The 23,871-nt window shown below is 69.6% G+C and carries 17 protein-coding genes; 5 read left to right on the top strand and 12 right to left on the bottom strand.

The window, feature by feature from the left end:
• Positions 1 to 255: 255 nt before the first annotated feature.
• A complete protein-coding gene (locus ACFVDO_RS14845) occupies positions 256 to 2,082 on the bottom strand; it encodes a beta-galactosidase family protein (protein WP_378858716.1) in 1,827 nt (608 codons plus the stop codon).
• Positions 2,083 to 2,180: 98 nt separating this feature from the next.
• Here ACFVDO_RS14845 and ACFVDO_RS14840 point away from each other — a divergent pair, with 98 nt between their 5' ends.
• Positions 2,181 to 3,206 (top strand): LacI family DNA-binding transcriptional regulator, encoded by a 1,026-nt coding sequence (locus ACFVDO_RS14840; RefSeq protein WP_378858717.1) that lies wholly within the window; start codon positions 2,181 to 2,183, stop codon positions 3,204 to 3,206.
• 235 nt (positions 3,207 to 3,441) lie between these two features.
• Here ACFVDO_RS14840 and ACFVDO_RS14835 read toward each other — a convergent pair whose 3' ends face one another.
• Positions 3,442 to 7,308, bottom strand: a complete 3,867-nt coding sequence (locus ACFVDO_RS14835; protein WP_378858718.1) for an endo-alpha-N-acetylgalactosaminidase family protein — start codon at positions 7,306 to 7,308, stop codon at positions 3,442 to 3,444.
• 349 nt (positions 7,309 to 7,657) lie between these two features.
• Between ACFVDO_RS14835 and ACFVDO_RS14830 the strand changes: the two genes are divergently transcribed.
• Both ACFVDO_RS14830 and ACFVDO_RS14825 read left to right on the top strand, forming a co-directional pair.
• The gene (locus tag ACFVDO_RS14830) at positions 7,658 to 10,846 is read left to right on the top strand and encodes a glycoside hydrolase N-terminal domain-containing protein (protein WP_378858719.1); all 3,189 of its coding nucleotides are present in this window, start codon (positions 7,658 to 7,660) and stop codon (positions 10,844 to 10,846) included.
• 157 nt (positions 10,847 to 11,003) lie between these two features.
• Entirely contained in the window at positions 11,004 to 12,041 is a 1,038-nt protein-coding gene (locus ACFVDO_RS14825) for an aromatic acid exporter family protein (RefSeq protein ID WP_378858720.1), read from the top strand.
• A gap of 329 nt (positions 12,042 to 12,370) precedes the next feature.
• Here ACFVDO_RS14825 and ACFVDO_RS14820 read toward each other — a convergent pair whose 3' ends face one another.
• On the bottom strand, positions 12,371 to 13,021 hold the full coding sequence (locus ACFVDO_RS14820) for a TetR/AcrR family transcriptional regulator (protein WP_378858721.1): 651 nt from the start codon (positions 13,019 to 13,021) through the stop codon (positions 12,371 to 12,373).
• Positions 13,022 to 13,092: 71 nt separating this feature from the next.
• On the opposite strand from ACFVDO_RS14820, the gene ACFVDO_RS14815 reads away from it, so the two are divergent.
• The gene (locus ACFVDO_RS14815; protein ID WP_378858722.1) at positions 13,093 to 13,911 is read left to right on the top strand and encodes an SDR family NAD(P)-dependent oxidoreductase; all 819 of its coding nucleotides are present in this window, start codon (positions 13,093 to 13,095) and stop codon (positions 13,909 to 13,911) included.
• Between the two features lie 199 nt (positions 13,912 to 14,110).
• Here the strand turns inward: ACFVDO_RS14815 and ACFVDO_RS14810 are convergent, their stop codons facing one another.
• The 7 genes from ACFVDO_RS14810 to ACFVDO_RS14780 all read right to left on the bottom strand — a co-directional run bounded on the left by ACFVDO_RS14810 (position 14,111) and on the right by ACFVDO_RS14780 (position 21,350).
• Positions 14,111 to 15,658: a hydantoinase/oxoprolinase N-terminal domain-containing protein gene (locus ACFVDO_RS14810; protein ID WP_378858723.1), complete on the bottom strand. Its 1,548-nt coding sequence runs from the start codon at positions 15,656 to 15,658 to the stop codon at positions 14,111 to 14,113.
• Positions 15,655 to 16,773, bottom strand: coding sequence for a DUF917 domain-containing protein (locus tag ACFVDO_RS14805; protein ID WP_378858724.1), 1,119 nt, complete (start codon positions 16,771 to 16,773; stop codon positions 15,655 to 15,657). The genes ACFVDO_RS14810 and ACFVDO_RS14805 overlap by 4 nt, the downstream gene beginning before the upstream one ends.
• Positions 16,770 to 18,101 (bottom strand): cytosine permease, encoded by a 1,332-nt coding sequence (locus tag ACFVDO_RS14800; RefSeq protein WP_378858725.1) that lies wholly within the window; start codon positions 18,099 to 18,101, stop codon positions 16,770 to 16,772. Before ACFVDO_RS14800 ends, ACFVDO_RS14805 begins: the two co-directional genes overlap by 4 nt.
• 28 nt (positions 18,102 to 18,129) lie before the next feature.
• A complete protein-coding gene (locus ACFVDO_RS14795; protein WP_378858726.1) occupies positions 18,130 to 18,873 on the bottom strand; it encodes an aspartate/glutamate racemase family protein in 744 nt (247 codons plus the stop codon).
• Entirely contained in the window at positions 18,873 to 19,643 is a 771-nt protein-coding gene (locus ACFVDO_RS14790) for an aspartate/glutamate racemase family protein (RefSeq protein WP_378858727.1), read from the bottom strand. Before ACFVDO_RS14790 ends, ACFVDO_RS14795 begins: the two co-directional genes overlap by 1 nt.
• Before the next feature lie 44 nt (positions 19,644 to 19,687).
• A complete protein-coding gene (locus ACFVDO_RS14785) occupies positions 19,688 to 20,266 on the bottom strand; it encodes a TetR/AcrR family transcriptional regulator (RefSeq protein ID WP_378858728.1) in 579 nt (192 codons plus the stop codon).
• 79 nt (positions 20,267 to 20,345) lie between these two features.
• Entirely contained in the window at positions 20,346 to 21,350 is a 1,005-nt protein-coding gene (locus ACFVDO_RS14780) for a diguanylate cyclase (protein WP_378858729.1), read from the bottom strand.
• 67 nt (positions 21,351 to 21,417) lie between these two features.
• Between ACFVDO_RS14780 and ACFVDO_RS14775 the strand changes: the two genes are divergently transcribed.
• A complete protein-coding gene (locus ACFVDO_RS14775; RefSeq protein WP_378858730.1) occupies positions 21,418 to 22,170 on the top strand; it encodes an EAL domain-containing protein in 753 nt (250 codons plus the stop codon).
• On the opposite strand, the gene ACFVDO_RS14770 is transcribed toward ACFVDO_RS14775, so the two are convergent.
• Together ACFVDO_RS14770 and ACFVDO_RS14765 are read right to left on the bottom strand one after the other, a co-directional pair.
• Positions 22,132 to 22,347, bottom strand: coding sequence for a hypothetical protein (locus tag ACFVDO_RS14770; RefSeq protein ID WP_378858731.1), 216 nt, complete (start codon positions 22,345 to 22,347; stop codon positions 22,132 to 22,134). The two genes, ACFVDO_RS14775 and ACFVDO_RS14770, sit on opposite strands and share 39 nt — an antisense overlap.
• On the bottom strand, positions 22,344 to 23,774 hold the full coding sequence (locus ACFVDO_RS14765; RefSeq protein WP_378858732.1) for a glycosyltransferase: 1,431 nt from the start codon (positions 23,772 to 23,774) through the stop codon (positions 22,344 to 22,346). Before ACFVDO_RS14765 ends, ACFVDO_RS14770 begins: the two co-directional genes overlap by 4 nt.
• Between the last annotated feature and the right edge of the window lie 97 nt (positions 23,775 to 23,871).

Raw genomic sequence — 23,871 nt, 5'->3', positions numbered from 1 at the left:
GGCGGGACGAAGCGCGACCCGGATGACAGCGGATGCCGCGTCGCGGGACGAAGTGCGACCCCAACAACCACGGATGCTGGGACGCGGGACCAACCGCGACCCGAACGACCGACCGCCGCCAGGACCCGGCCCGTGTCTCCGGTCGCAGTTCGTACCGCTTTCCACACGCGAGAGCGGGACTGACTGCGACCTGAGCCGTGGCGGATGCGGGAGAAGGTGACCAATTGCGACCCGAACGACGGGGATGCCGCGGCGCTAGGCGCCGATGAACTCCTCGGACGCACCGAAGTCGGGCTGCTCGCGGATCTCGACCGTCGCGCCGAGACGGTCGGTGTCGAGCACGACGATCTCGTTGCGCCCCTCGCGCCACAACGGGCCGGGAGCGTAGAGCGTGACCTGCGGGCCGCGCTCCCAGTACCGGCCGAGCAGGAAGCCGTTCAGCCAGACCATGCCCTTCGCGCCGCCGGGGAAGGCGAGCCAGGCATCGGCCGGGTCGGTGACGTCGAAGGTCGCGGTGGCGAGGCCCTCGGGGCGCCCTCCGTCGCGCGGATCGGATCCTGAGCGTCCTCCCTCGCGCGGAACGGATCCTGAGCGAGCGAAGCGAGACGAAGGGCGCTCAGGACCCGGGGCAGGAGCCGGGGCGTCCTGCGGCACGACACGGTGCGTCCAGCCGTGCGCGAATCGGCGCCCGATGAGCACGCCACCGAGGATGCCCTTGTGCTGCCCGGTGAACGCGCCGTAGTTGATGCGGCCGAGGCTCTCGACGACGATCGTCAGCAGGCCCTCACCGCCCGCGGCGGGCAGCGGCAGCGACTGCTCGCCGTCGTGTTCGATCGTACCGAGCCGCTCTCCGTCGAGGAACACCGTCGCGCGGTCGTGCAGCTCGCGCAGGCTCAGCGTCGAGGACGCCGGGTACGACACGGATGCCTCGTATGCGACGAGCCCGTCCTCGACCCCGAGCTCCTCGAAGCTCAGCGGCATCGGCGCAGTCGCCACGACCGGCTGAGCACGCACCACGTCGAGCAGCGACGCCACCGGCTCGAGCACAGCGGATGCCGCGGACTGCCGCTTCGGGGCATCCGGAACCGCCGGCAGCGGCGACGAGTAGAACGGTGCGAATGCCGCACGCAGCGCGTGGAACTTGTCGTTCACGGTGCCGTCCTCGCCGATCGGAGCATCCGAGTCGTAGGAGGTGATCGTCGGCTGGATGACGCCGTCATGGTTGGCGCCGGCCCACAGCCCGAAGTTCGTGCCGCCGTGCGCCATGTAGATGCTGACCGACCCGCCCTCGTCGAGCAGCTCCTGCACGGTGCCGATCATGCTCCCAGCCGAGCGCACGTGGTGCTGCTCGCCCCAGTGGTCGAACCAGCCGCCCCAGAGCTCGCTGCACATCAGGTGGTGGTCGTCGCGGCGCAGCGCGACCGCATCCTGCACGCCCGTGCCGAAGGTGAAGGTGCCCATCGCGCCCTCGACACTGCCGTTACGCACCATGTCGGGCAGGGTGCCGTCGGCGGTGGTGAGCATCTCGACCATGCCGCGCGAGCGCAGTCCGTCGCGGAGGTGCGTCAGATATGCGGCATCCGATCCGAAGGAGCCGTACTCGTTCTCCACCTGGATGAGGCGGATCGGACCACCGTGCGCGGCCTGCAGCGGCTCGAGCTGCGGCAGCAGCGCGTCGTACCAGGCGTCGACGGCGGCGAGGAACCCGGCGTCCGAGGTGCGCAGCGCGCGCACCCGGCCGGACAGCCAGAACGGGATGCCGCCGTTCGACCACTCCGCGCAGATGTAGGGGCTGGGGCGCACGAACACGTCGAGCCCGACCTCGCCGGCGATGCGGATGAAACGGGCGACGTCGCGCCATCCGGTGAAGTCGTACTCGCCCTCCACGCGCTCGTGGAAGTTCCACGCGACGTAGGTGTCGACGGTGTTCGCGCCCATCGCCGCGAGGCGGCGCAGGCGGTCCTCCCACTGGTCGGGATGGATGCGGAAGTAGTGCACGGCACCGGACAGGATGCGGTGCGGTTCTCCGTCGCGGAGGATCTGGCCGTCGTGCCAGGTGAGCGAGGGTGCGGAACTGGTCAAGACGTCTCCCCGAAGTCAAACATGTTTGCGTTCACATCATCGCACATGTTCCTCGGGGGAACCCCGGAATCAAGGGGACGGGGCGCTACCATTGCCCCATGTCGCCCCGTCGCCCCAGCGCCACCCGCGCGCCCAATCAGATCGACGTCGCGCGCGTCGCCGGCGTCAGCGCCCAGACCGTCTCGCGCGTGCTCTCCGGCCAGCAGAACGTGCGCCCCGAGACCGCGCAGCGCGTGCACGCGGCCGTCGAATCGCTGGGCTATCGCATCCACGCCGCCGCCGCGTCGCTCGCCTCGGGCCGCACCCGCATCCTCGGCATGATCCTGGTCTCGACCGACCGGTACTCGTCGGCCGCTCTCGCCGCCGGCGTCGAGCAGGCCGCGGCCGCGAGCGGCTACACGGTCACGATGGCGGCGGTGCCCGACCACGCCTCGCCGGCGGCGTTCGTCGACGCGTTCGACCGACTGGAGCGGCAGGGTGCCGAGGGCATCGTGCTCGGCGTCCCGGTCGAGCTCGACTCCCCCGCCATGCGGATGCGCACCGAGCGCACGCCCTCCACGCGCACCGAGCGCACCACGCTCGACCTGGACGCCCCGCTCATCGTCGACCAGCACGCGATCGCCCGACTCGCCGTCGAGCATCTGCTCGATCTCGGGCACCCCACCGTCTGGCACGTGCCCGCCGACGACTACTGGCTCGAGTCCCGCCAGCGCCGCGAGACCTGGGAGCAGGTGCTCACCGAGCGCGGCATCACTCCGCCGCCGGTGATCCCCGGCGACTGGACGCCGGAGTCCGGTTATCGCGCCGGCCGTACGATCGCCGCGATCCCGGATGCCACGGCCGTGTTCGTCTCGAGTGACGAGATGGCGTTCGGGCTGATCCGCGCCCTGCACGAGGCCGGGCGACGGGTGCCCGAGGACGTCTCGGTGGTGAGCGTCGACGACATCGCGCTCGCGGCGTTCGCGTCGCCCGCGCTGACCACCGTGCGCCAGCCCTTCGAGGGCATGGGCCGCGCCGCGGCGCAGCGCCTGATCGCGCACATCGAGGGCCACCCCGAAGAGGCGGCCGATGACCTGCATCCCGAGCTCGTGATCCGCGCCTCCGCCGCACCGCCGCGCGCCTGACCCCGGCATCCCCCTGCCGAACCCGCGTGAGACCCCGAGATCCGCGCGAAACCCTGACGCCCGCGCGAGTTCCGCGCGAGACCCCGGGACCCGCGCGAGGCCCGCATCCGCACCGCGGGTCTCACGCAGAACTCGGGGTCTCACGAACTGACCGCGCCGGCGCCGCGCACATGAAGGAGCGGATGCCGCATCGCGGCATCCGCTCCCGGGTATCACCTGGCGTGTCGGGCCACCGTCATGTTGCGCAGGTGAACTTCGCGTCCGCCCAGTCGGCGTGATCGTTGCCGTTGCCGTCGCCGCCGTCACCGACGACGAGCTCGACGAACTGGCCACCGGTCACGTCGGCCGTGAGGTCGAACGTCTCGCTGGTCGGCTTCATCAGCGGCGAGGTGACGACCGTCTTGCCGTCGACCTTCACCGAGAACACGACCGATCCGCGTGAGGGCTGAGCGTCGTCGACGCCGACCTTCGCGGTGAAGGCGGTGCAGTTGCCGCCGAGGAAGTACTTCACGTTGCTCGGTGCGTGCGCACCCAGCCCCTTCGCGAAGACGACCCCGTTGAGCGTCAGCGGCGTGCCGTCGCCCTCGCCCTGCTCGCCGTTGGACAGGTCGCGCTCGACCGGGCCCCAGCCGTTGCTGGAGGTCACCCAGTCGTGGTCGCTGGCGTAGACCGTCTTCGTCGGCGGAGCCGGAAGGGTCTTCACCGTCACCGTGCCCGACGCCGTGCGCGGTCCGACCGGCTCCACCGTGGTGCTGTAGGAGCCCTTCACGGTGATGTCGAAAGAGCCGTCGGCCTCGGTCGGGGCGTACAGGTTCCACTTCGTGGTGAGCGTGCCCTTGGCGGGCAGCGTCGCCGCCGTAGCCGGGGTCACCGCCTCGGCCGTCCAGCCCTCGGGGAGGCCGAGGGTGACCGCGACATCCGAGATCGGGGCGCCCTCGTCCGAGGTGAAGGTGGTCGTGAACGGCGTGGCCTTGCCCTGCTGGATCACGTCCGCACCGAGCTTTCCGCTGACCTGCGCGCAGGCCGGGATCGCGTCGGAGGCGCCGAGGTCCTCGACCAGGAAGTCGTCCAGGATCATGTCCGCGCTGCCGCCGCCGACCCGCTCCAGGCCGACGAAGGTGTCACCGCAGGCGCTGGCGTCGATGACCTGCTCGAAGCGCGTGGTCTCGTGCACGGCGCCGATCGAGGTGCGCTGCGTGACCCGAGGGCCGTTCGCCGCGTCGTACCCGGTGACCCAGGCGTACTCGCCGGCGCTCGTGGACTGGTGATCGAACGACACCCTGTAGCGGTGCCCGGCCTGGAACGGCACGGAGTACTCGGACGTGCGGTACACGATCCCCGAGTTCTCGTCGTGCGCCATCAGCGAGTACTGGCCGTTCAGGATGTTGTCGATCTGACGACCGTTCCATCCCTTCTGGGTGTAGTCGTTGCGCTTGGCGATGTGCGTGCGCGGGTCGGTGCTGCCTCCGGCGGCGCCCTTGTAGAACGGACCCCATCCGGCATCCACGTCCTCGAAGTCCTCGCGGGAGATCACGCCGTCGCCGAGCTTCGGGGCCGCCGCCTTGATGATGCGGACGTCGTCGATGCGCACGGCGGCGTCTCCGGCGCCCGCCGCGATGGTCAGCGTGGTCTTGCCGTTGCCCTGCTTCGGCACCGTGAAGTGCACCTTGAGGCGCTGCATGGTGGTGCCGTGCCATTCATCGGCGGCCACATAGTTCTGCGCATTCGAGGAGTCGACCCGAACTGCCGCATCCGTCCCCTTCGGCACACTCACGCCGAGCTTCACATCGCGGGTCTTGTTCTTGTCGATGCCGACCCAGGCGCTGGCGGTGTACTGGCCCGGCTCGAGCTTGCCGAGCTGCTGCGAGATCGAAGCCTCGCCGGCGCCGATCTTCGCCGAGCGGCGACCGAGGCCGTCCCGCTCGATCGTGACATCACCGGCAGGATGCCAGGCATCCAGCGTGGTCTCGTTGAAACCGGGGTCGCTCACCGGGGTGTCCTGACCGAAGTCGGCGCTGCGCGGCAGCGCGCTGCCGGCATCCGCCTTCTTGCCTGCGGCAAGGACGTACGGCTGCCCCGCCTTGGCGTCGATCGTGACCTTGCCGTCCACGACGGGGACGTCGGCGACCTTGGTGCGGCCGCCGTCGCCGAGCTCGAACAGCTGCATGGTGGCGTTGCCGGCGAACTCCTTCGTGAGGGTCCACGTGGTGCTGCCGCCGGCGGGGTTGTAGTGGTACAGCTTGTCGATCTTGCCGCCGTCCTTCGAGGCCCACGGCAGCAGGTAGTTCGCGCCGTGCAGCACCTCGGTGCCGTCGACCGTGATCGACCGGCTCGCCGCATCCGTGCCGGTGACCCGGACGCCGTCCTTCAGGTCGATCGCCTCATCGGTCCAGCGGGTGATCTCGTGGTGCTGCAGGAACTTGGCCGGAACGTTCGCGGTCCACACGTTCTTCAGGAACCCGTTGAAGTCGTTCTGGTTGGTCCAGCCCTCGAACTCGACGATGTGGCTGGTGCCGAGCCGGGGGTCGGGGTTCCAGACGTCGGCTTCGGTGTTGTTCACGAAGCGCAGGATCTTCGAGTTGATGCCCTTGTTCGTCGAGCCGCCGTAGCTCTCGTCGTTGGCCCAGTGCGACCAGGTGTTGTTGGCCGGCAGCTTGTCGGCCCACTCCGAGCCGACACGGAAGCCGTGGTCGATCAACGACTCCTGGATCTTCTTCGCCAGCCATCCGTACTGGTAGTAGACGTCGACGTAGACGAAGTCGAGGTTGTCGTTCGTGGCGTCGGCGAGCTCGCCGATGCGCTTGTCGAGGCTGCCCGAGTTCGTGTCAAAGCGCTGGTCGATGTAGTACGACTGGTCGAGCCAGTTCCAGCCCTTCGACTTCGGGTTCATGATGTCGTCGCTGAACGAGTTCGCCTCGGGGTAGATCTCGGTGGCATTGATGTGCACGCCGAACGAGGCGTTCCACTTCTTGCCCGCCTCGAGCGCGTCGTTGAGCTCGTCCAGACCGCCGGCGCGCTCGTTGAAGTTGTCGCCGTAGTCGGTGTTGGCCGAGTCGTGACCCTCGCTGGTGTAGCCCTTCAGCATCGCGACCTGGCCGAGTCCGTCGGTGTTCAGCGCGATGCGCTTGACGTCGTCGAGGGTGCGCAGGAACGGGTGCGTGGCCTGCGATGCGAAGTTGAACGGGATGTGGGTGACCACGTTGTCGGGGGTCTGGTCGCCCTTGAAGGGTGCGACGCGCAGGTCGCGCAGGGCGGTCGCGCCGTCCTGCCAGTCGACGGTGCCGTCGCCGTTGGCGTCGGGGGTGATCGCGACCTTGACCCAGGGCAGCTCCTCGGGCTCGGGCGCGCCCTTGGCCCGGTACAGCCACTGGCCGCTCGAGATGCCGACCTCGACGTTCTCGCCGTCCTTCACGGCCTGGCGCCAGAAGTTGCCGCCGTCCTTGTTCGCCGGACCGCTGGATTCGTCGTACATGGCGTTGGTCGTGAACGCGGCGGCGAGCTGCCCGGTGTTCGCGATCACGGTGTTGGAAGCCACCGGCGACGCGTTGAGCGGGGTCTGCGGCGTGACAGGGATGAACGTGTCGCCCGAGACCGCGCGGTCGACCGAGAGGTTCGCCGCAGCAACTGCCGAACCGGCATCGGCCGACGAGACGGTCACCAGGTTCTGACCAGGGATCCGCAGGGTCGCGACCTTCTTGTCGGGATCCTGGATCTCGGTGAACTTCAGCGTGACGACGTTCTTCTTCACGCTGAGTCGCGCGGTCAGGAGCACGCCGTCGAGCGCGGTCGGCGTGAGCCGGTACTCGACCGTGCTGTCGTCGATCTTGGTGGATGCCACGGACACGGGCTGCGCTGTGCCGTTGATCTCGATCGAGGTCAGTGCGCTGTCGTTGCCGCGCATGGTCGCGCCACTCGCGCGGTCGATGTACTGCACGACCTGCGGGAAGGCGCTGGAGGCGCGCACCTCGAGCACGCCGGTGCGCAGCACCACCTGTCCGTCGTCCGCCGCTAAAGCGGGAGCGGTGCTGAAGGCCGAGAGGCCGGCCGCGACGACCGCACAGGTCAGGCCCACCCCCGCCCAGCGTCTCTGCGTTGTCTTCACCCTGGTTCTCCTTCGAATCGGCGTTCGGTCACGATGATCGCAGAGAATGTTTGCGGAAACAAGACTTGTTTCATGTTCATGTCCTTGCGAAATAGCGCAACGATCCGCGCCATGGGTCGAGGCCTGTAGAACGCAAACACGCCCGGGACGGGAAATCCCGCCTGACCAGGGGTGAGCACCGGGCCCCCACCGTCATGCATCGGATGATTGGCTCGGTTCGTTTAGGAATCTGCCAATCCTCCCTACCCGACTTGCCCTAGACATCGGATGAATCTGTGCGTAAGAATGCCCAGAGCGCCCCTCTGCGTGCGCCTCTCACTCCCCGATCGATGAAGCTCCGGAGGCATCCGTGCTCGACATCCCCCTCTCCCGCCGCCAGGCGCTCCAGGTCGGCGGCTTCGCCGCTCTGGCCGCCATGGCTCCGACGTTCCTGACCGCGCGACCGGCATCCGCCGCGATGGGTGCGCCGCACTCTGCGGCATCCGTCGCCGGGTCGCTCGCCCGTCCGCAGCTCTCCCCGTACGCGCTCTGGTACGGCACACCGGCCGCCGACTGGGAGTCGCAGGCGCTGCCGATCGGCAACGCCCGGCTCGGCGCGAAGCTGTTCGGCGACCCCGTATCCGACGTCGTGCAGTTCAACGAGCAGAGCATGTGGGGCGGCGTCAACGACTACGACAACGCCCTCGCCGGCCAGGGCGACGGCGCCTACGACACCTCGGTGACCGGGTTCGGCTCGTACCGCGACTTCGGCACCGTGACCGTCTCGTTCGGCGGCCGCACGGCAGTGACCTCTCCGGGCGGACCCTACAAGACCTCGGGCTCCGAGGGCGTCGACCGCAGCTATGACGGCGACTCCCGCACCAAGTGGTGCATCGACGGCCCGCCCGCACAGGTGCTCTGGCAGGTCGAGCTGGCGTCGGCGACCGAGGTCGCCTCGTACTCGCTGACCAGTGCGAACGACGTCCCCGACCGCGACCCGCAGCAGTGGACCTTCCAGGGTTCGGCGGACGGCGCGTCCTGGACGACGCTGGACACCCGCACCGGAGCACCCTTCGAGAGCAGGTTCCAGACCAAGAGCTACACAGTGGCGACGCCGGGATCGTACCGGTTCTACCGCTTCGTGTTCGTGCCGAAGGTCGGAGTGAGCCACTTCCAGCTCTCCGAGATCGGGCTGACCGGAGTCGCCCTCGCGGGCGGAGACGGCTGGTACGTCTCATCGCCGAGCGGCCACACCGACTCGCTGCTCGGCAGCGTCGACGGCGACGCCGGAACGGTCTGGCAGGCCGACGGCGCCGGTTCCGGCGCCACCTGGCAGCTCGAGTCCGCCGCGAAGCGGGCCTTCACCGGATACTCCCTCACCTCGTCCGCCGACGCCGGCCACGACCCGCGCGACTGGACTGTCGCGGGCTCCGACGACGGGCTCACCTGGACGACGCTGCACCAGGCGGCCGGCGAGACCTTCGCCGAGCGGGGGCAGACCCGCACGTTCGCGTTCGCGAACACCAAGGCGTACGCGCTGTACCGCATCGTCTTCACGGCTCCGGCGGCGTTCCGCATCGCGGGCATCGCGTTCACCGCCGGCGCGTTCAGCACCGCGGGCGCCCGCACGGTCGTCGACTATCGTCGCGCGCTCGACATCGCCGACGGCACCTACAGCACGCACTTCGCGACCACGGCGGGCACCGTGCTGCGCGAGGCGTTCGCCTCGCGGCATTCCGACGTGATCGTGCTGCGGTACTCGACCGACCGGGCGGGCTCGCTGAGCGCCGAGATCGGGATGAGCTCCGCTCAGGAGGCGAAGACCACGGCGGATGCCGCGAAGCGACGCCTGTCCTTCTCGGGAAAGATGGCGAACGACCTGAGCCACGCCGCCGTGCTGCAGGTCGCCGACACCGACGGCGAGGTCGCCGCCTCCGCCGACGGCCTGCGCATCACCGGGGCGACGTCGGTCACGCTGCTGCTCGACGCGCGCACCGACTACCTGATGGATGCCGCGAAGGGATGGCGCGGAGCCGCGCCGCAGCCCGGGATCGAGAAGGCCCTGTCCGCGGCATCCACCCGTTCCTTCGACGACCTGCGCGCGGCGCACGTCAAACAGGTGTCCGCACTGATGAAGCGGGCATCCGTCGACTGGGGACGCACGACGGATGCCGTGCTGGCGATGCCCACGCAGCGCCGACTGGTGCGCTATGCGAAGGGCGAGTCCGACCCGACGCTCGAGCAGACCATGTACGCCTACGGGCGGTACCTGCTGCTGAGCTCGTCGAAGCCGGGCGGCCTGCCGGCCAACCTGCAGGGGCTGTGGAACAACAGCAACCAGCCGGCCTGGGCCAGCGACTACCACACCAACATCAACATCCAGATGAACTACTGGGGCGCCGAGACCGCCGATCTGCCCGAGGCGCACGAGGCGCTCGCCGCCTTCATCGAGCAGGTCGCCGTGCCCAGCCGCGTCGCCACCCGCAACGCCTTCGGCGACGTGCGCGGCTGGACGGCACGCACCTCGCAGAGCATCTTCGGCGGCAACTCCTGGGAGTGGAACACCGTCGCCAGCGCCTGGTACGCGCAGCACCTCTACGAGCACTGGGCGTTCACGCAGGACAAGCGCTACCTGCGCGACCACGCCTACCCGCTGATCAAGGAGATCTGCCAGTTCTGGGAGGACCGGCTGAAGGAGCTCCCCGACGGCACCCTGGTGTCGCCGGACGGCTGGTCGCCCGAGCACGGTCCCCGCGAGGACGGCGTGATGTACGACCAGCAGATCATCTGGGACCTGTTCCAGAACTGCATCGACTGCGCCGAGGCCCTCGACATCGACAAGGACTACCGGGCGAAGATCGCCGACATGCAGTCCCGGCTGGCGCCGAACAAGATCGGCAAGTGGGGGCAGCTGCAGGAGTGGCAGACCGACCGCGACGACCCGAACGACATCCACCGGCACACCTCGCACCTGTTCGCCGTGTACCCGGGCCGCCAGATCACGACGGATGACGAGGAGTTCGCGGCGGCCGCACTGGTGTCGCTCAAGGCGCGCTGCGGCGAGAAGGAGGGCGTGCCCTTCACCGCCGGGACGGTCTCGGGCGACAGCCGGCGCTCGTGGACCTGGCCCTGGCGCACCGCCCTGTTCGCCCGTCTCGGCGAGGCGGAGCACGCGGGCATCATGGTGCGCGGCCTGCTCACCTACAACACGCTGCAGAACCTGTGGGCGAACCATCCGCCGTTCCAGTTGGACGGCAACTTCGGCATCACCGGCGCGATCGCCGAGATGCTGCTGCAGAGCCACGACGGTGCGATCCGGCTGCTTCCCGCCGTGCCGGCCTCGTGGGGCGAGAAGGGCTCGTTCCAGGGGTTGCGCGCCCGCGGTGGATACTCCGTCAGCTGCCAGTGGCGTGACGGCAAGGTGGTCTCGTACGACGTGGTCGCCGACCGTGCGCCGAACATGAGCAACGTCGTGGTCGTCGTGAACGGCAAGCGCCGCAAGGTGAAGCCCGCCAACCCGAAGGCCGGCAAGCCGATGCGCGACCTCGGCCCGGCCTGAGTCGCGCTCGCAGAGAGACACTTCGGGGGCCGACACGCCACATGTCGGACCGATCCTGGGATTCGGTCCTGCATCTGGCGTGTCGGCCCCCGATCCGTGCACCGCCTGCACGGTCCGGCACACGGCCCCGCGGCGCGTCGCGAGTACCGTTGTCGGCATGCGCATCACCGCCGCGATCCGCTCCGCGAAGCGCGCTCCCCTGCTGCAGGTGATCAAGTCCGCCGTCGCGACGATCGTCGCGTGGCTGCTCGCGGGCTGGCTGATCCCCGGCCCGCTGCCGATCTTCGCGGCGATCGCCGCCCTGCTGGTCGTGCAGCCGAGCGTCAATCAGTCGCTGTCGAAGGCGCTGGAGCGCAGTGTCGGAGTGATCGCGGGCGTCGTGATCGCGGTGCTGCTGACCCTGCTGCTCGGACCGCAGAGCTGGGTGGTGCTCGCCGCGGTCGTGGTGGCACTGGCGATCGCCTGGGCGCTGCGCGCCTCACCGGGCACGGGCAACCAGGTGGCGATCTCGGCGGTGCTCGTGCTGGCGCTCGGCTCCTCGAACCCCGACTACGCGCTGGATCGCATCCTCGAGACGCTGATCGGCGCCGCGGTCGGCTTCGTCGTGAACGTCTTCATCGTGCCGCCGGTGCTCAGCGGCCCTGCCCGGCAGGACGTCGGGATGCTCGGCCGCGAGGTAGCGGCGAGCCTCGACCGACTGGCCGCAGCGCTGCCCGTGACGCGCACGCCCGCGCAGCGGCAGGAGCTCATGCTCGAGGTGCGGCTGCTGCGCCCCATGAAGGATGCCGCCGAGGCATCCGTGAAGGCCGCCGAGGAGTCGCTCGCGCTGAACCCGCGCGGATCCTCGCATCGCGAGGAGCTGCGACAGGTGCGCGCACTGCTCGACACGGTCTCGCCGATCGTCACGCAGGTGATCGGCATGACCCGCGCCTACTTCGACCACTACGAGGACTCGCTGTCATCCGACCCGACGGTGCGCGCGATCGCCGAGCAGCTGCGCCGCGCCGGGCACGACGTGCGGCTCGCCGTGCAGGATGCGGATGCCGCACCCGAGCCTGATTCGCTGACGACTGCCATCCCGGCGCTGACCACTCCGCTCGTCGTACGCGCACCAGCATCAGATCACTGGATCCTGGTCGGATCGCTGATGGAGGATCTGCGCCGCATCCACGGCGAACTCGCCGGCGAGGCGTAGGCCCGGGCGGCGCCGACGCGCGCATGCCGCATCGCGACCTCCCGACTTCTGCACGAGACCCACGTGCTGAACACGGGCCTCACGCCGGAAGCCGTGTCTCGCCGCGATCTCGCGACGGAAGCCGGGGCTCACCGCGAACCAGACGCTGCCTCCTGCGACCCTCGCCGCGGGAACGACGCGCGCTTGCCGCATCGCGACCTCCCGACTTCTGCACGAGGCCCACATGCTGAACACGGATCTCACGCCGGAAGCCGGGTCTCGCCGCGATCTCGCGACGGAAGCCGGGTCTCGCCGCGATCTCACGCCGGAAGCCGGGTCTCGGACCGACGTCAGGCCGCGCCGCGCAGGATGGCGTCGACGGCGTAGCGCAGCTCGGCGCGCACGTCGGTGACATCCTGCTGCTCGGCTCCTGCGAGCCGCGGGAAGCGCTCGGCGACCGCCTGTCCGAGCCAGGCCGGCGGAGGAGTGCCGTTCGTGCTGCGCTCGAGCATCGCGTAGGTGCGGATCAGGCTGTCCAGCAGCATCGCGAGGCGCAGCGCGTCGACCGGCGCGTCGTCGGCGATGGCCGCGAGCAGCGCGTCGATCCATGCGTACGCGCGCGGCTGGGTGGGCATGCCGATCGGCTTCACGTCGCAGAGCCATGGATGCTGCGCGTACCTGTCCGCGAGCAGCTCGATCCACGCCCGGCAGCGGTCCTGCCATCCGTCGCCCTCGATGGCGGGCGGGTCGCCGACCGCCGCATCCACCATCAGGTCGATGAGCGTGGCCTTGGCGTCGACGTAGCGGTAGAGCCCCGTCGTGGTCATGTCGAGACGCGCGGCCACGCGGGCGAGCGAGATGGCGTCGAGGCCGATCTCGTCGGCGAGCTCGACGGCCGCGGCGGCGACCTCCGCGAGAGTCCAGCGCGCCTTCGGCCCCTTCGCCGCGGGCGGTTCGATCCCCCAGAGCTGACGAAGCGCGCGATCCCCTTGACTGTGCATGACATTCACTGTAACGTCTTCCTTCAGTGAACGACATTCACAGTAAGGCTTTCCAGATCAAGGAGCAGATCATGACGAACTTCCTCATCACCGGCGCATCCTCCGGCATCGGCGCCCGCGTCGCCGCGATGCTCGCCGCCCAGGGCCACAACGTCGTGGGCGCCGCCCGCAGCACCGCAGCGATCGCCGAGATCGACGGCGTCATCCCCGTGCCACTCGACCTCACCGACGACGCGACCATCACTGCGGCAGTCGCCATGGCCACCGCCGAGATCGGACCGATCGACGTGCTGATCAACTGCGCCGGCTACGGCGAGTTCGGCAGCGTCGAGGAGACCTCCCTCGACGACGCCCGCGACCAGCTCGAGGTCAACGTCGTCGGTGCCGTCGGCATGATCCAGGCCGTGCTGCCGGCCATGCGCGACGCCGGTCACGGACGCATCGTGAACGTCTCCTCGCTCGCCGGAGAGTTCGCCGCGCCGCTCGGCGGCTGGTACCACGCATCCAAGTTCGCCCTCGAGGCGATCTCCGACTCGCTGCGCGGCGAGGTCGGGCAGTTCGGCATCGACGTCACGCTGGTGCAGCCGAGCTACGTGGCCACCGACTGGCACGACACCGCGATGGACCGCCTCGGGCAGGCATCCGGCCGCGGTCCGTACGCGGCGATGGCGGCCGCGATGCGCAAGTACTTCGCCAGCCCCGCGCTGGCCAAGCAGATGTCGAGCGTGGATGCCGTGGCCGAACTGATCGTGAAGGCCGCGACCGTCTCCCACCCGAAGACCCGCTACCGCATCGGCCCCGGCGCAGGCATCGCCGTCGCCCTCGCCACGGTGCTGCCCGACCGCGCCTTCGACGCGCTGACCCGCAAGCAGTTCGGCTACGCCGCCTGAGACGCCGGTCACGGCATCCCGTCATCCCGGCATCCGCTTCTTCGACGCTCCGGTCTCAACGGATGCGGGACGTCGGCCGAAACACCCGCATCCATCCGAACCGGAACCCACGGGGCAAGCACGCGCCCGCGGCTCCGGTCTCAACCGATGCGGGTCTTTCGCGTGAACACCCGCATCCGTTGGGACCGGAGCCGCGGGGTCAGGCCGCGAGGCGCCCCACGGCGCGGGCACGGATGAGCACCTGCTGCCCGTCGGAGTACGCGGCGGGCAGCTCCTCGACCGCGACGACCTCGATCGATGCCGGGTCGGCGCCGGCCGACTGCGCACGCGAGACGGCATCCGCGGAGGCATCGGCACGGGCATCCCGGCGTCCCTGCTCCGTGCCGTCGACCCGGTAAATCTTCTCCACCTGCCCGGCGACGTCGCCCAGGGCGGCGCCCACCGCGTTGGCCGCGCCGAAGTGGTCGGGCTTGATGAGATCGCTCACGCCGTCGAGCGAGGCCGGGGCGATGATGCCGCCGCCGCCCACGAGGATCACCGGCACCGGCGCCGCACTGGGCTTCATCCGGTCGACGCTGTCCTCCAACAGGGCGCGGATGCCGGCCCAGGCCGCCTCGGCGACCTCCTCATCCACCGGCGGGGCGTCGACGCCCTCGATGCTGGCCGCACCGATGCGCAGCGCGATGTCCGTGGCCGTCAACGTACCGCCGCCGAACGCGAGCCCCTCCTGAGGCAGCCGGTAGCCGACACTGTCCGGACCGATCCGCTCGCCGCCGTCGCGCACGATCGTGCCGCCGCCGAGTCCGACCGAGAGCACGTCGGGCATCCGGAAGTTCGTGCGGATGCCGCCGATCTCCACCGCGTGCGCGGACTGACGCGGGAAGCCGTCCACGAGCACGCCGATGTCGGTGGTGGTGCCACCGATGTCGACGACGAGGGCGTCAGTGGCGCCGGAGAGGTGCGCGGCTCCGCGGATCGAGTTGGTCGGCCCGCAGCCGATCGTCAGCACCGGGAACTCCAGCGCATACTCCAGCTGCATGAGCGTGCCGTCGTTCTGCCCGAAGTACGGCGTCGCCGGGATGCCGCGGTCGCGCAGCGCGGCCACGAACCCGGAGGCCATCTGGGTGAGCGTGCGCATGAGCGCGGCGTTCAGCACGGTGGCGTTCTCGCGCTCGAGCAGGCCGAGCGATCCGATCCTGGCCGAGCGCGACACCGGAACGCCGAGCTCGGAAACGACGATCTCGGCGACGCGCTCCTCCTGGCTCTCGTCGATGGGCGAGAACACGCCGACGACGGCGACCGCGTCGACCTCACCGCGCATCCGCTCGCAGGCGGTGCGCACGGCGTCCTCGTCGAGCGGCGACAGGGTGCGCCCGTCGACCTCGAACCCGCCGTCGAGCACGTACGCGTGCTCGCCGATGGCGGCGCGCAGGTCATCCGGCCAGCCCTCCAGCGGCGGCACCGCGGTGGTCGCCGGCGCACCGAGGCGCAGGATTCCGACGCGGCCGAGACTCCGGCGCTCGACGATCGCGTTCGTGCAGTGCGTGGTGCCGAGCATCGCATGCGACACGCGCGCCGGGTCGACGCCGGATGCTGCGAGCACCGCGTCGATCGCGTCGGCCACACCGTCGCCGGTGTCGGTCGTGGTCGGCCGCTTGACGGAGGCCACCACGGCCAGGTTCTCATCGAGCACGACGGCGTCGGTGTTCGTGCCGCCGACGTCGATGCCGATCCGGTATCCGCTCATCGTGCGGCCTCCATCTTCTGCACGGCCAGTTCTTCGACCGGCATCCACTCCACGTCGTACCCGAAGTGCGCGGGTCCGGCGGTCTCCAGCCCCATCGGGGTGCGCCACTTGTCGTGGCAGGGAATCGCGATCACCGCGACGCGGGCGCCGTAGCGCACGGCGTCGGTGGTCATCGGCATGCCGGTCGCGAGATCGAGCACGGCGATGAGGTCGGGGGTGACCGCGGCGACCTCGCCGTCACGGCGGGCGAGCAGCATCTCGTTCTGGAAGTCGAGGCGGAAGGATGCTCCGCGGTCGGCGCCGATTCCGTCGAGCTCGGCGGCACCTCGGGTGAACCCGCCGTCCACCTCGCGCTGCAGGTCGCGCACCTTTCCGTCGAACAGCCGGTGCGCGCCGAGGTCAGAGCACAGGGCGTCGATGCGCTCGTCGTCGCGAAGCTCGCGCCCGTCGGCATCGTGGCCGCGCAGGATCGCGCCGATCCGCTTCGCGAGGGTGAGCGTGCCGGGGATCGCGCATTCGCGTGCGACGACCCCGCCGTAGGCGTAGTCGATCATGGTCGCCCCGCCGCCCATCTCGACGGTGATCGCGCGGGCCAGCCGCTCGGACCACTCGCCGTTCACCGGACGGCTGATCACCTCGTTGCCGAAGTGATCGACGAGCACCGTGGTGCCCGGTCCGTAGCCGGCGAGGTGGAACGTGACCATCTGCGCCTCGGGGAAGGCGCGGCCCATCGCGTCGCCGTCGACCACCGGGAGTCCGGCGAGCGCCGCAGCGGCGATGGGGATCATCGAGTTGCCGCCGCCGACCTCGATCGGCATCACTGCGGTGGGCTTCCGGCCGGTGCCGCGCTCGATCGCCTCGAGTGCGGCGAGCAGTTCCGACTCGGCCATGATGCGCTCCACGCTCACCGACGGAGCGCCGATGCCGCCGACCGGCACGACGAAGTCGTCGTCGGTGAGCTCGTCGACGGCGAGCATCCGCACCGGCCCGTGCAGGCGGATGAGACGCTTCGCGATCAGGGACCCGACGTGCGGGTCCCCGCCGCCGCCCGTGCCGAGCACGGCGGCGCCGAGCGCGATCTCGTCGATGTCGGCCTCGGTGATGAGGACGCTCATGCGTTCACCTCGTTCGCGGGGGTCTCGGCAGCGGCATCCGTCGGCGCGACCGAGCCGATCAGGCGACGCACGCCGAGCAGCAGCAGATAAACGACGAAGCCGACGATCAGGCCGTCCAGCGCCGAGATCGTGGTGAGCGTGAACCAGCCGAAACCGGGCCCGTCCTTCGGGCTCGTGGTGCCGAACGCCACCAGCACGCCCGCCGCCCAGGCGAGGATCGACCAGACGTCGACAGTGGGCACGGCGGCGCCGTGCGCCCAGCGCGCGGTGCGCCGGCCGGTGAAGAACGATGCGAGGTATACGCCGCCGTACGGGGCGATCAGGGTGCCGATCACGAGGATGAACGAGACGAAGACGTCGGCGGCGCCGATCACGCCGACCACGATGCCGATCACGGCAAGAACGGCGGTGACGGTACGACGGCCCAGTTTCGCCGAGATCGACGAGAACGCGAGACCCGCCGAGTAGAGGTTGGTGGTGTTGGTGGTCCACTGCGCGAGGATCAGCACGACCACGGCGACACCGCCCATGCCGAGCGTGAAGTACATCGTCATCAGTTCGGTCTGGTTGAGCACGCGGGCCAGCAGGATCGCCACGATCAGGATGATGGAGTTGCCGAAGAAGAAGCCCACGAAGCCGGCGGCCATGGCCTGCTTGGGGGTCTTCGCCCAGCGGGCCATGTCCGGCGAGAGCACCACGCCCAGGATGAAGATGCCCATCACCAGCGACACCGCGCCGCCGAAGGTGTAGGTCGCGTCGACTGGTGCGTCGAGTCCTGCCGTGCCGTGCGTGACGAACGCCACCACCACGCCGACGACGAGCAGCAGGAGCAGCAGCGGCACGGCCAGCGAGCTCAGCCGGTTGATCGAGCGGTATCCCCAGAACGCCGTGATCGCCATCAGCACTCCGCCGATCGCGTTGAAGATCTGCACCGGCACGTCGATGCCGGTGAACTCGGTGAACGCGATCTGCGCGTTCTGGCCGAAGAATCCGGTCTGCACGGCGAACCATCCGACCAGGCTGATCGTGATGGCGATTGCGAGCACGGATCCGCCGATCTTGCCGAACACCGCGCGGGAGATCATCGCGGTGGACAGGCCGGTGGAGGCGCCCACGTAGGTGCAGGCCATCGCGAGCAGCCCGAGCAGCAGCGATCCGAGCATCGTGGCCCAGATCGCATCCCAGAACGCCATGCCGGAGGCGAGTTCGATGCCGAGGAAGGCGCCGGAGAGGTCGATGCCGATAGCGATCCAGACGGCCGCGATCGACAGCCAGCCCTTGCGCTGGTCCTGTGGCACGACGCCGTGCTCGTAGTCGGTGGTTTCCATGTGTGTGTCCTTGCGGTGGGGAGAGGTCTCAGGGGCGGGTAATGGTCTCGGGCCAGGCGCTCGTGGCGCCGGCCCGTCGGGAGTAAGTGACGCGGCTGGGGCGCAGGCCCATCGAGACGGTGGCCTCGAGCAGACGCGTGGCCGCGGCGGACGGGTCGATGACCGGCACGTCGATGCCCTCGTCGGCGAGCAGACGCTGCACCTGGGCCGCCTGACCGGCCAGTCCCGTGCAGCCGAGCACGATCGCCTCGGCATGGTCGAGCTCCACGGCCTGACGGGCGCGCAGCACCATCACCTCGAATGTGCGGTCGGGGTCGTCCTCGAGTTCCAGCACGGGGATGTCGAGGGAGCGGACGGATGCGAGTCGCTGCTCGATGCCGAACCGGCGGGCCTGCTCGATCATCAGGGTGCGGTGGTGCTCGGCGACCGAGATCACCGAGAAGGCGTGCCCGAGCGTGGCCGCCAGATGCATGGATGCCTCGCACGGCCCGAGCACGGGGATGCCGACCACCTCGCGCGCGGCATGCACGCCGGGGTCGAGCATGCAGTCCACGGCGATCGCGTCGCAGCCCTCGGCCTCGGCCTCACGAGCCGCGAGAAGCACCCAGGGAGTGACGAGAGCCTCGTCACGGCGGCTCTCGATCGAAGGCGTGCCGGCGGGAATGGTGGCAACGCTCACACGGGTGCCCGGCGAGGCTGCGGCCTCGAAGAGGGCGAGCGTGTCGGGCACCCAGGAGGTCGTCGTAGTGGGGTTGATCACGCGCAGGTGCATCAGCCGACCCTCCTCTCGAAACGCAGCCCCGAGTCGGGCCAGGTGATGTCCTTCCGCGCGGGTGCGGGGTAGCCGGCGCCGCTGTGCGAGACACCGAGCCGCACCAGGGTGAGCGCGTGGTGCAGGGCTGCGGCGAGCGGGTCGATCACCGGCACTTCGACGCCCGCCGCGGCGAGGCGCGCGGCGGCGGTCTCGGTGCGGCCGCTGAGCATCGTGCAGCCCGCGATGATCGCGGCGGCGCCGTCCTGCATGACCGCGGCGAGCGCAGCATCCGAGAACAGGGCGACGGTCGCGTCCTCGTCATCGTGCAGGCCGAGCGGCCGCACGCCGAGCGCGCGCACCGACGCGCAGCGATGCTCGAGGCGGTTGCGCTCCACGAGCTCGCGGACGACCGGGATATCCTCGGCGAGGGTCGTGATGATCGCGAAGCGGTCGGCGAGGGTGAGCGCCAGGTGCATGCTCGCCTGCGCGGGGCCGACGACGGGGATCCGGACCACTTCTCGGGCCGCATCCAGCCCGGGGTCGTCCATGCAGTCGATCACGATCGCGTGGGCGCCCGATTCCTCTGCACGGATCGCCGCATCGAGGATGCCCGGGACGGCGAAGGCGTCGTCCCAGCGGCTCTCGATCGAGGAGGTGCCGGCGGCGAGGCTGAGGTATTCGGTGACGGCACCGGGGATGTCAGGTGCGGGCTCGAGCTGCTGCTCGCCCAGCACGACCGGCGCGATGATCGTGATGCGCACCGGGTCGGAGGGGTCGGGGTGGGGCATGGCGCGTGCTTTCGGGGCGCCTGCCGGGCCGCGTCGCGGCGGGGTCAGGCGGAGAGGATGGTGGACAGGTGCCGCCACGCGTCTTCGAAGCGCGCGCGGTAGACGTCCGGGGAGTAGTGCGTGAGCTGGAGGAAGAGCCCCTCCATGATCACGAACACCAGCGCGGTGAAGCCCTCGGGGTCGCCGGGCGCGAACGCTCCGGCGGCGACGCCGTCGTCATAGGCGCGACGCACGGCGGAGGCGAGGTTCGTCTCGGAGGTCAGGAAAATCTCGCGGAGCGTCTCGCCTGTGGGCCCGTACTCGGCCACGGCGGCGCGAAGGCTGAACTCGGCCAGCTCCGTGCGGTCGTGGTAGTAGGCCTCGATACCGCCGAGGAGGTGCCGCAGGCGAGGCAGCGGCTCCAGGTCGGTGCTGGTGCGCACGAGCTCATCGAAGAAGGCGGTGTGATCCACGATGACCTCGGCGTAGACCGCCTCGTACAGCGCTTCCTTGCTGGGGAAATGCGCGTACAGAGAGGGCGTCTTGATTCCGACGGCCTCGGCGATCTCGCGAAGACTGGCCTCGGCGTACCCCTTGCGCGCGAAGACCGTACGGGCTTCGGCGAGGATGCGTGCCTTGGTCATGTCTTCCTAACGATCATTAGTTAGGCAGAGATTAGCCGCAGAATCCCGGCCGCGCAAGCGCGGAGGACGGACGACGCGGTCAGCCGCGTTTGTCGTGGTACATCTCACGGTCGGCGCGGGCGAGGATGCTGTCGACCGTGTCGTCGCTCTGCAGCTGCGCGACCCCCCACGACCAGGGGTGGCTCGCGTACTCGCGGAGCCGACGCATCAGGGCGCGCGCCTGCTGGGCATCCGTGTCAGGGAGCAGCATGGCGAACTCGTCGCCGCCGAGACGACCGACGATGTCGGTGCTCCGCGACAGCGACATCCACTGCGACGAGACCGACCGGAGGATGTAGTCACCGGCGGCATGGCCTGCATCGTCGTTGACCGACTTGAACTTGTCGAGATCGAGCACGGCGACACTCAGCGGATTCCCCCGCCGGGTGGCGCGACGCATCTCCATCTGCGTCTTGGCGAGGAAGCCGCGACGATTCAGCGCACCGGTCAGCTCATCGGAGTGCGACTCCAGCCGGACACGGTGGCGCATGAAGATGCCGGCCTCCAGACACATCCAGGTGAACAGTGCCGCGCCGAGGAGGTTGACCGCCCCGAACAGTCCGTCGTCGCCGATGAACGGGCCGTACACGGCCGCCGCGCCCCCGAACACGAGGATCGCCAGCATCGCGATACGCACCGTTCTGGCGGGGTAGAACCAGGAGAAGTACATCGCCATGATCGGCAGCTCCTGCAGCGCCGCGATCGCGTTCTGCCGCTCGTCGGAGAAGCCGAGGTAGTACACCGACACCACCGCGTGGGCGATGATCATCGCGAATCCCACCCAGTGCGGCAGCGAGATGCCGAACGCCACGACGATGAGGAAGATCGCAACGCACACCAGTGTGGTGCCCGCGGAGAGGATCTGTTCGAACAGGGTCAGATCGTTCTCGAACAGTTCGAACACACCGAGCAGGCCGAAGTAGAGCAGCAGCGCCGACGTGACCACTGCGTAGGTCGAGGTGCGCTCCCGGATGGACTTCAGCCAGCCCAGACGCAGCCAGCGCAGATCCTCGGCGTCCTCCGCCCGGATGTCTTGAACGACCATGTGGTCCCCCGATCACTGTGCGGCGTTCGTCCGACCAGGTTATGGCCCCGCGCCGATAAGGTGAATCGTGATCAGGAACGGGCAAGAGGACAAGGCGGAGGTTCTCGCCGCATTTCGGAGCGCCCGGATCGTGTTCCAGCCCATCGTCGACCTGCACGCCTGGCGGATCAGCGGCTTCGAGGCACTGGCACGGTTCGCAGACGGCGCCCCGCCTCCGGTCTGGCTCGGACGGGCGGACGCGGTCGGCGCACGCGAGCAGATGGAGATCGTCCTCATCGAGTCGGCGATCCGCGCCGCGCACGCGCTGCCTGCCGGACTCGCGGTCGCCTACAACGCTTCAGGCGGAACGATGCTCCGCCCCGAGCTGCACGCCCTGTTCGCCGATCATGACCGGCCGTGGGGTCTCGAACTGGAGGAGCGCAGGACCACGGCGAATCTCCGAAAGGTGCGCGCGACGGTCACACGGCTCGGGGGCAGCCTGTACGTCGACGATGCCGGCGCGGCGAGCGCCGACGAGTCGCGGGTGGCGACACTGCGCCCCGACGTCGTGAAGATCGACCGGGATCTGTTCTGGCGGATCATCGAAGCCAACGACGAACCGTTGGTGCTCCTCGGGGGCCTGCTCGCGACGGCGCGCGCGACCGGAGCGAAGGTCCTCGTCGAAGGGGTCTCGGATGCCCCTCGGCTCGAGCTGGCACGCGCGCTGGGCGCCGACTACGCGCAGGGCTTCTATGTCGGCGTGCCCACCCCGCCGGAGGACATCCCTGCGCTGTTCGCCGAACTACACCGGCGCGTCGGGATGAATGCTCCGGGTCTCTGATCTGCGGCTCGCGCCGGTGTGACGTCGACGCGGGCCCGCCTTCGGCAGGGTCTTGATGATGCCGAGCACGACGTAGATCAGAGTGTTGATCGCGACGAAGGTCGCCAGCACACTGAACCAGTCGCTGTACAGCAACGACTCCGGCAACAGGATCCCCGCGTGCACGCCCCCGGTCATGCCGCCGCCTCCTTCGTCGCACCGTGGTCGACGTGCTTCCAGGTCGCACTCCGGCCGAACGCGATCTCGAAGACGCCCTTGAGGAACGCCAGGTTCAGGAAGCAGTCGTAGACGAGTTCCGGAAAGACCAGCGCGGCGACCACTCTGGCGCGCGGCCCGCCGCGCCACGCCGTGATCACCCGCTCGATCGAGAAGAGCACGCCGATGCCGAGCCAGAACGGGAACCACACCCAGGTGTCCATCGCGAGGATCATGAGTAGCAGCAGAGCGAAGTAGGTGAACAGCGCCAGCACGCCGTAGCCGATCGCGATCTGCTGCGACCAGTACCGCAGCGTCTGCGGGGTGAGCCCGTAGGCCCCGAGGTTCTCCAGGGCGCCGCGCTGCCAGCGCAGACGCTGCGCCCAGAGCATCCGCCAGGTGGGCATGAGCTCGGTGACCACGGTGCATTCGCTCGGTGAGATCGTGAGGGCGCCGAGCGACTTGAGCGCGATCGTCAGCTCGTTGTCCTCGGTGAGGGCGAAGGTGTCGTAGACCTCGCCCTTCCGTCCAGGGAGTTCGCTGCCGCGGGCATCCGCCACCGCGCGCAGGCCGGCCGCGCGGAACACGGATGCCGTGCCGGTGAGCACGAACACCCTTCCACGGCGGCGGCGGATCTCCCGCTGGTAGCGGATGTACTCGTTGCGCTGGAACTGGCCGAGCAGGCCGTGCCCTTCCTCCCCCTCGAACAGCCCGCCGACCGCCATCAGCGCCCGGTCCGCGGTGAACCGTCGGACCGCCTCGGTCAGGAAGTCGTCCCCGATCTGGCTGTCGGCGTCCATCACCATGACCGTGTCGTTGTCGCCGAGGCTCGGCAGCAGGTCCTCGAGCGCCTGATTGAGGGCGCCGCCCTTCTTGTGGGTGTTGCCGACCGTCTCGAAGACGTCGGCGCCATGCGACCTGGCGACCTCGACCGTGCGATCGGTGCAGTTGTCTGCGACCACGAGCACGCGATCGGGCGCCGTGCTCTGCTGCTGCAGCGACAGCAGCGTCGCGGGAAGAGAGGATTCCTCGTTGTGAGCGGGGATCAGCACCGTCACGGTCACCTCGCCGGCGAACACGCCACGGGTGCGCTCCATCACGGCGCGCGGGGCCAGCGGGAGCCTGGTGACCTCGATCCCCGCGCGCCGGTAGCGACTCGCGACGATGCGCTCGCTCACGACCACGAACAGCACGAGCAGCAGTGCCACAGCGAGCGCAACCGCGAGTACGCCCAAGTTGGGCAGCTCCGAGCTGTACAGCACCTGCCAGACCCCGGCCAGGGTCACGTGCACGGGATCCCACAACGTAGGCGGATCCGTCACGGCGATGCCCCACCACAGCAGTCCGGCGGCGAGCAGAACGATGAGAATCACGGCCAGCCCGACCGTGCGCTGAAAGAACCTGTTCACGACACCCCTCGCATGCGGCGCCTCCGCGCCGCCCCTCGCGAGCAACGATGCCATGCCGACGCCGGTCCCGGCCACCCCGGCCGCGACTCAGCCCTCG

The organism is Microbacterium sp. NPDC057741, assembly GCF_042798735.1.
Classification (GTDB): domain Bacteria; phylum Actinomycetota; class Actinomycetes; order Actinomycetales; family Microbacteriaceae; genus Microbacterium.
This window is presented reverse-complemented; position numbering and strand designations above follow the sequence as displayed.

Excerpts from the sequence above, each read along its gene's own strand:
- ACFVDO_RS14800 (WP_378858725.1), bottom strand. The coding sequence starts at position 18,101 with ATGGAAACCACCGACTACGAGCACGGCGTCGTGCCACAGGACCAGCGC.
- ACFVDO_RS14820 (WP_378858721.1), bottom strand. The coding sequence starts at position 13,021 with ATGCACAGTCAAGGGGATCGCGCGCTTCGTCAGCTCTGGGGGATCGAA.
- ACFVDO_RS14825 (WP_378858720.1), top strand. The coding sequence starts at position 11,004 with ATGCGCATCACCGCCGCGATCCGCTCCGCGAAGCGCGCTCCCCTGCTG.
- ACFVDO_RS14780 (WP_378858729.1), bottom strand. The coding sequence starts at position 21,350 with ATGGTCGTTCAAGACATCCGGGCGGAGGACGCCGAGGATCTGCGCTGG.
- ACFVDO_RS14790 (WP_378858727.1), bottom strand. The coding sequence starts at position 19,643 with ATGCCCCACCCCGACCCCTCCGACCCGGTGCGCATCACGATCATCGCG.
- ACFVDO_RS14810 (WP_378858723.1), bottom strand. The coding sequence starts at position 15,658 with ATGAGCGGATACCGGATCGGCATCGACGTCGGCGGCACGAACACCGAC.
- ACFVDO_RS14815 (WP_378858722.1), top strand. The coding sequence starts at position 13,093 with ATGACGAACTTCCTCATCACCGGCGCATCCTCCGGCATCGGCGCCCGC.
- ACFVDO_RS14795 (WP_378858726.1), bottom strand. The coding sequence starts at position 18,873 with ATGCACCTGCGCGTGATCAACCCCACTACGACGACCTCCTGGGTGCCC.
- ACFVDO_RS14785 (WP_378858728.1), bottom strand. The coding sequence starts at position 20,266 with ATGACCAAGGCACGCATCCTCGCCGAAGCCCGTACGGTCTTCGCGCGC.
- ACFVDO_RS14840 (WP_378858717.1), top strand. The coding sequence starts at position 2,181 with ATGTCGCCCCGTCGCCCCAGCGCCACCCGCGCGCCCAATCAGATCGAC.
- ACFVDO_RS14805 (WP_378858724.1), bottom strand. The coding sequence starts at position 16,773 with ATGAGCGTCCTCATCACCGAGGCCGACATCGACGAGATCGCGCTCGGC.
- ACFVDO_RS14770 (WP_378858731.1), bottom strand. The coding sequence starts at position 22,347 with ATGACCGGGGGCGTGCACGCGGGGATCCTGTTGCCGGAGTCGTTGCTG.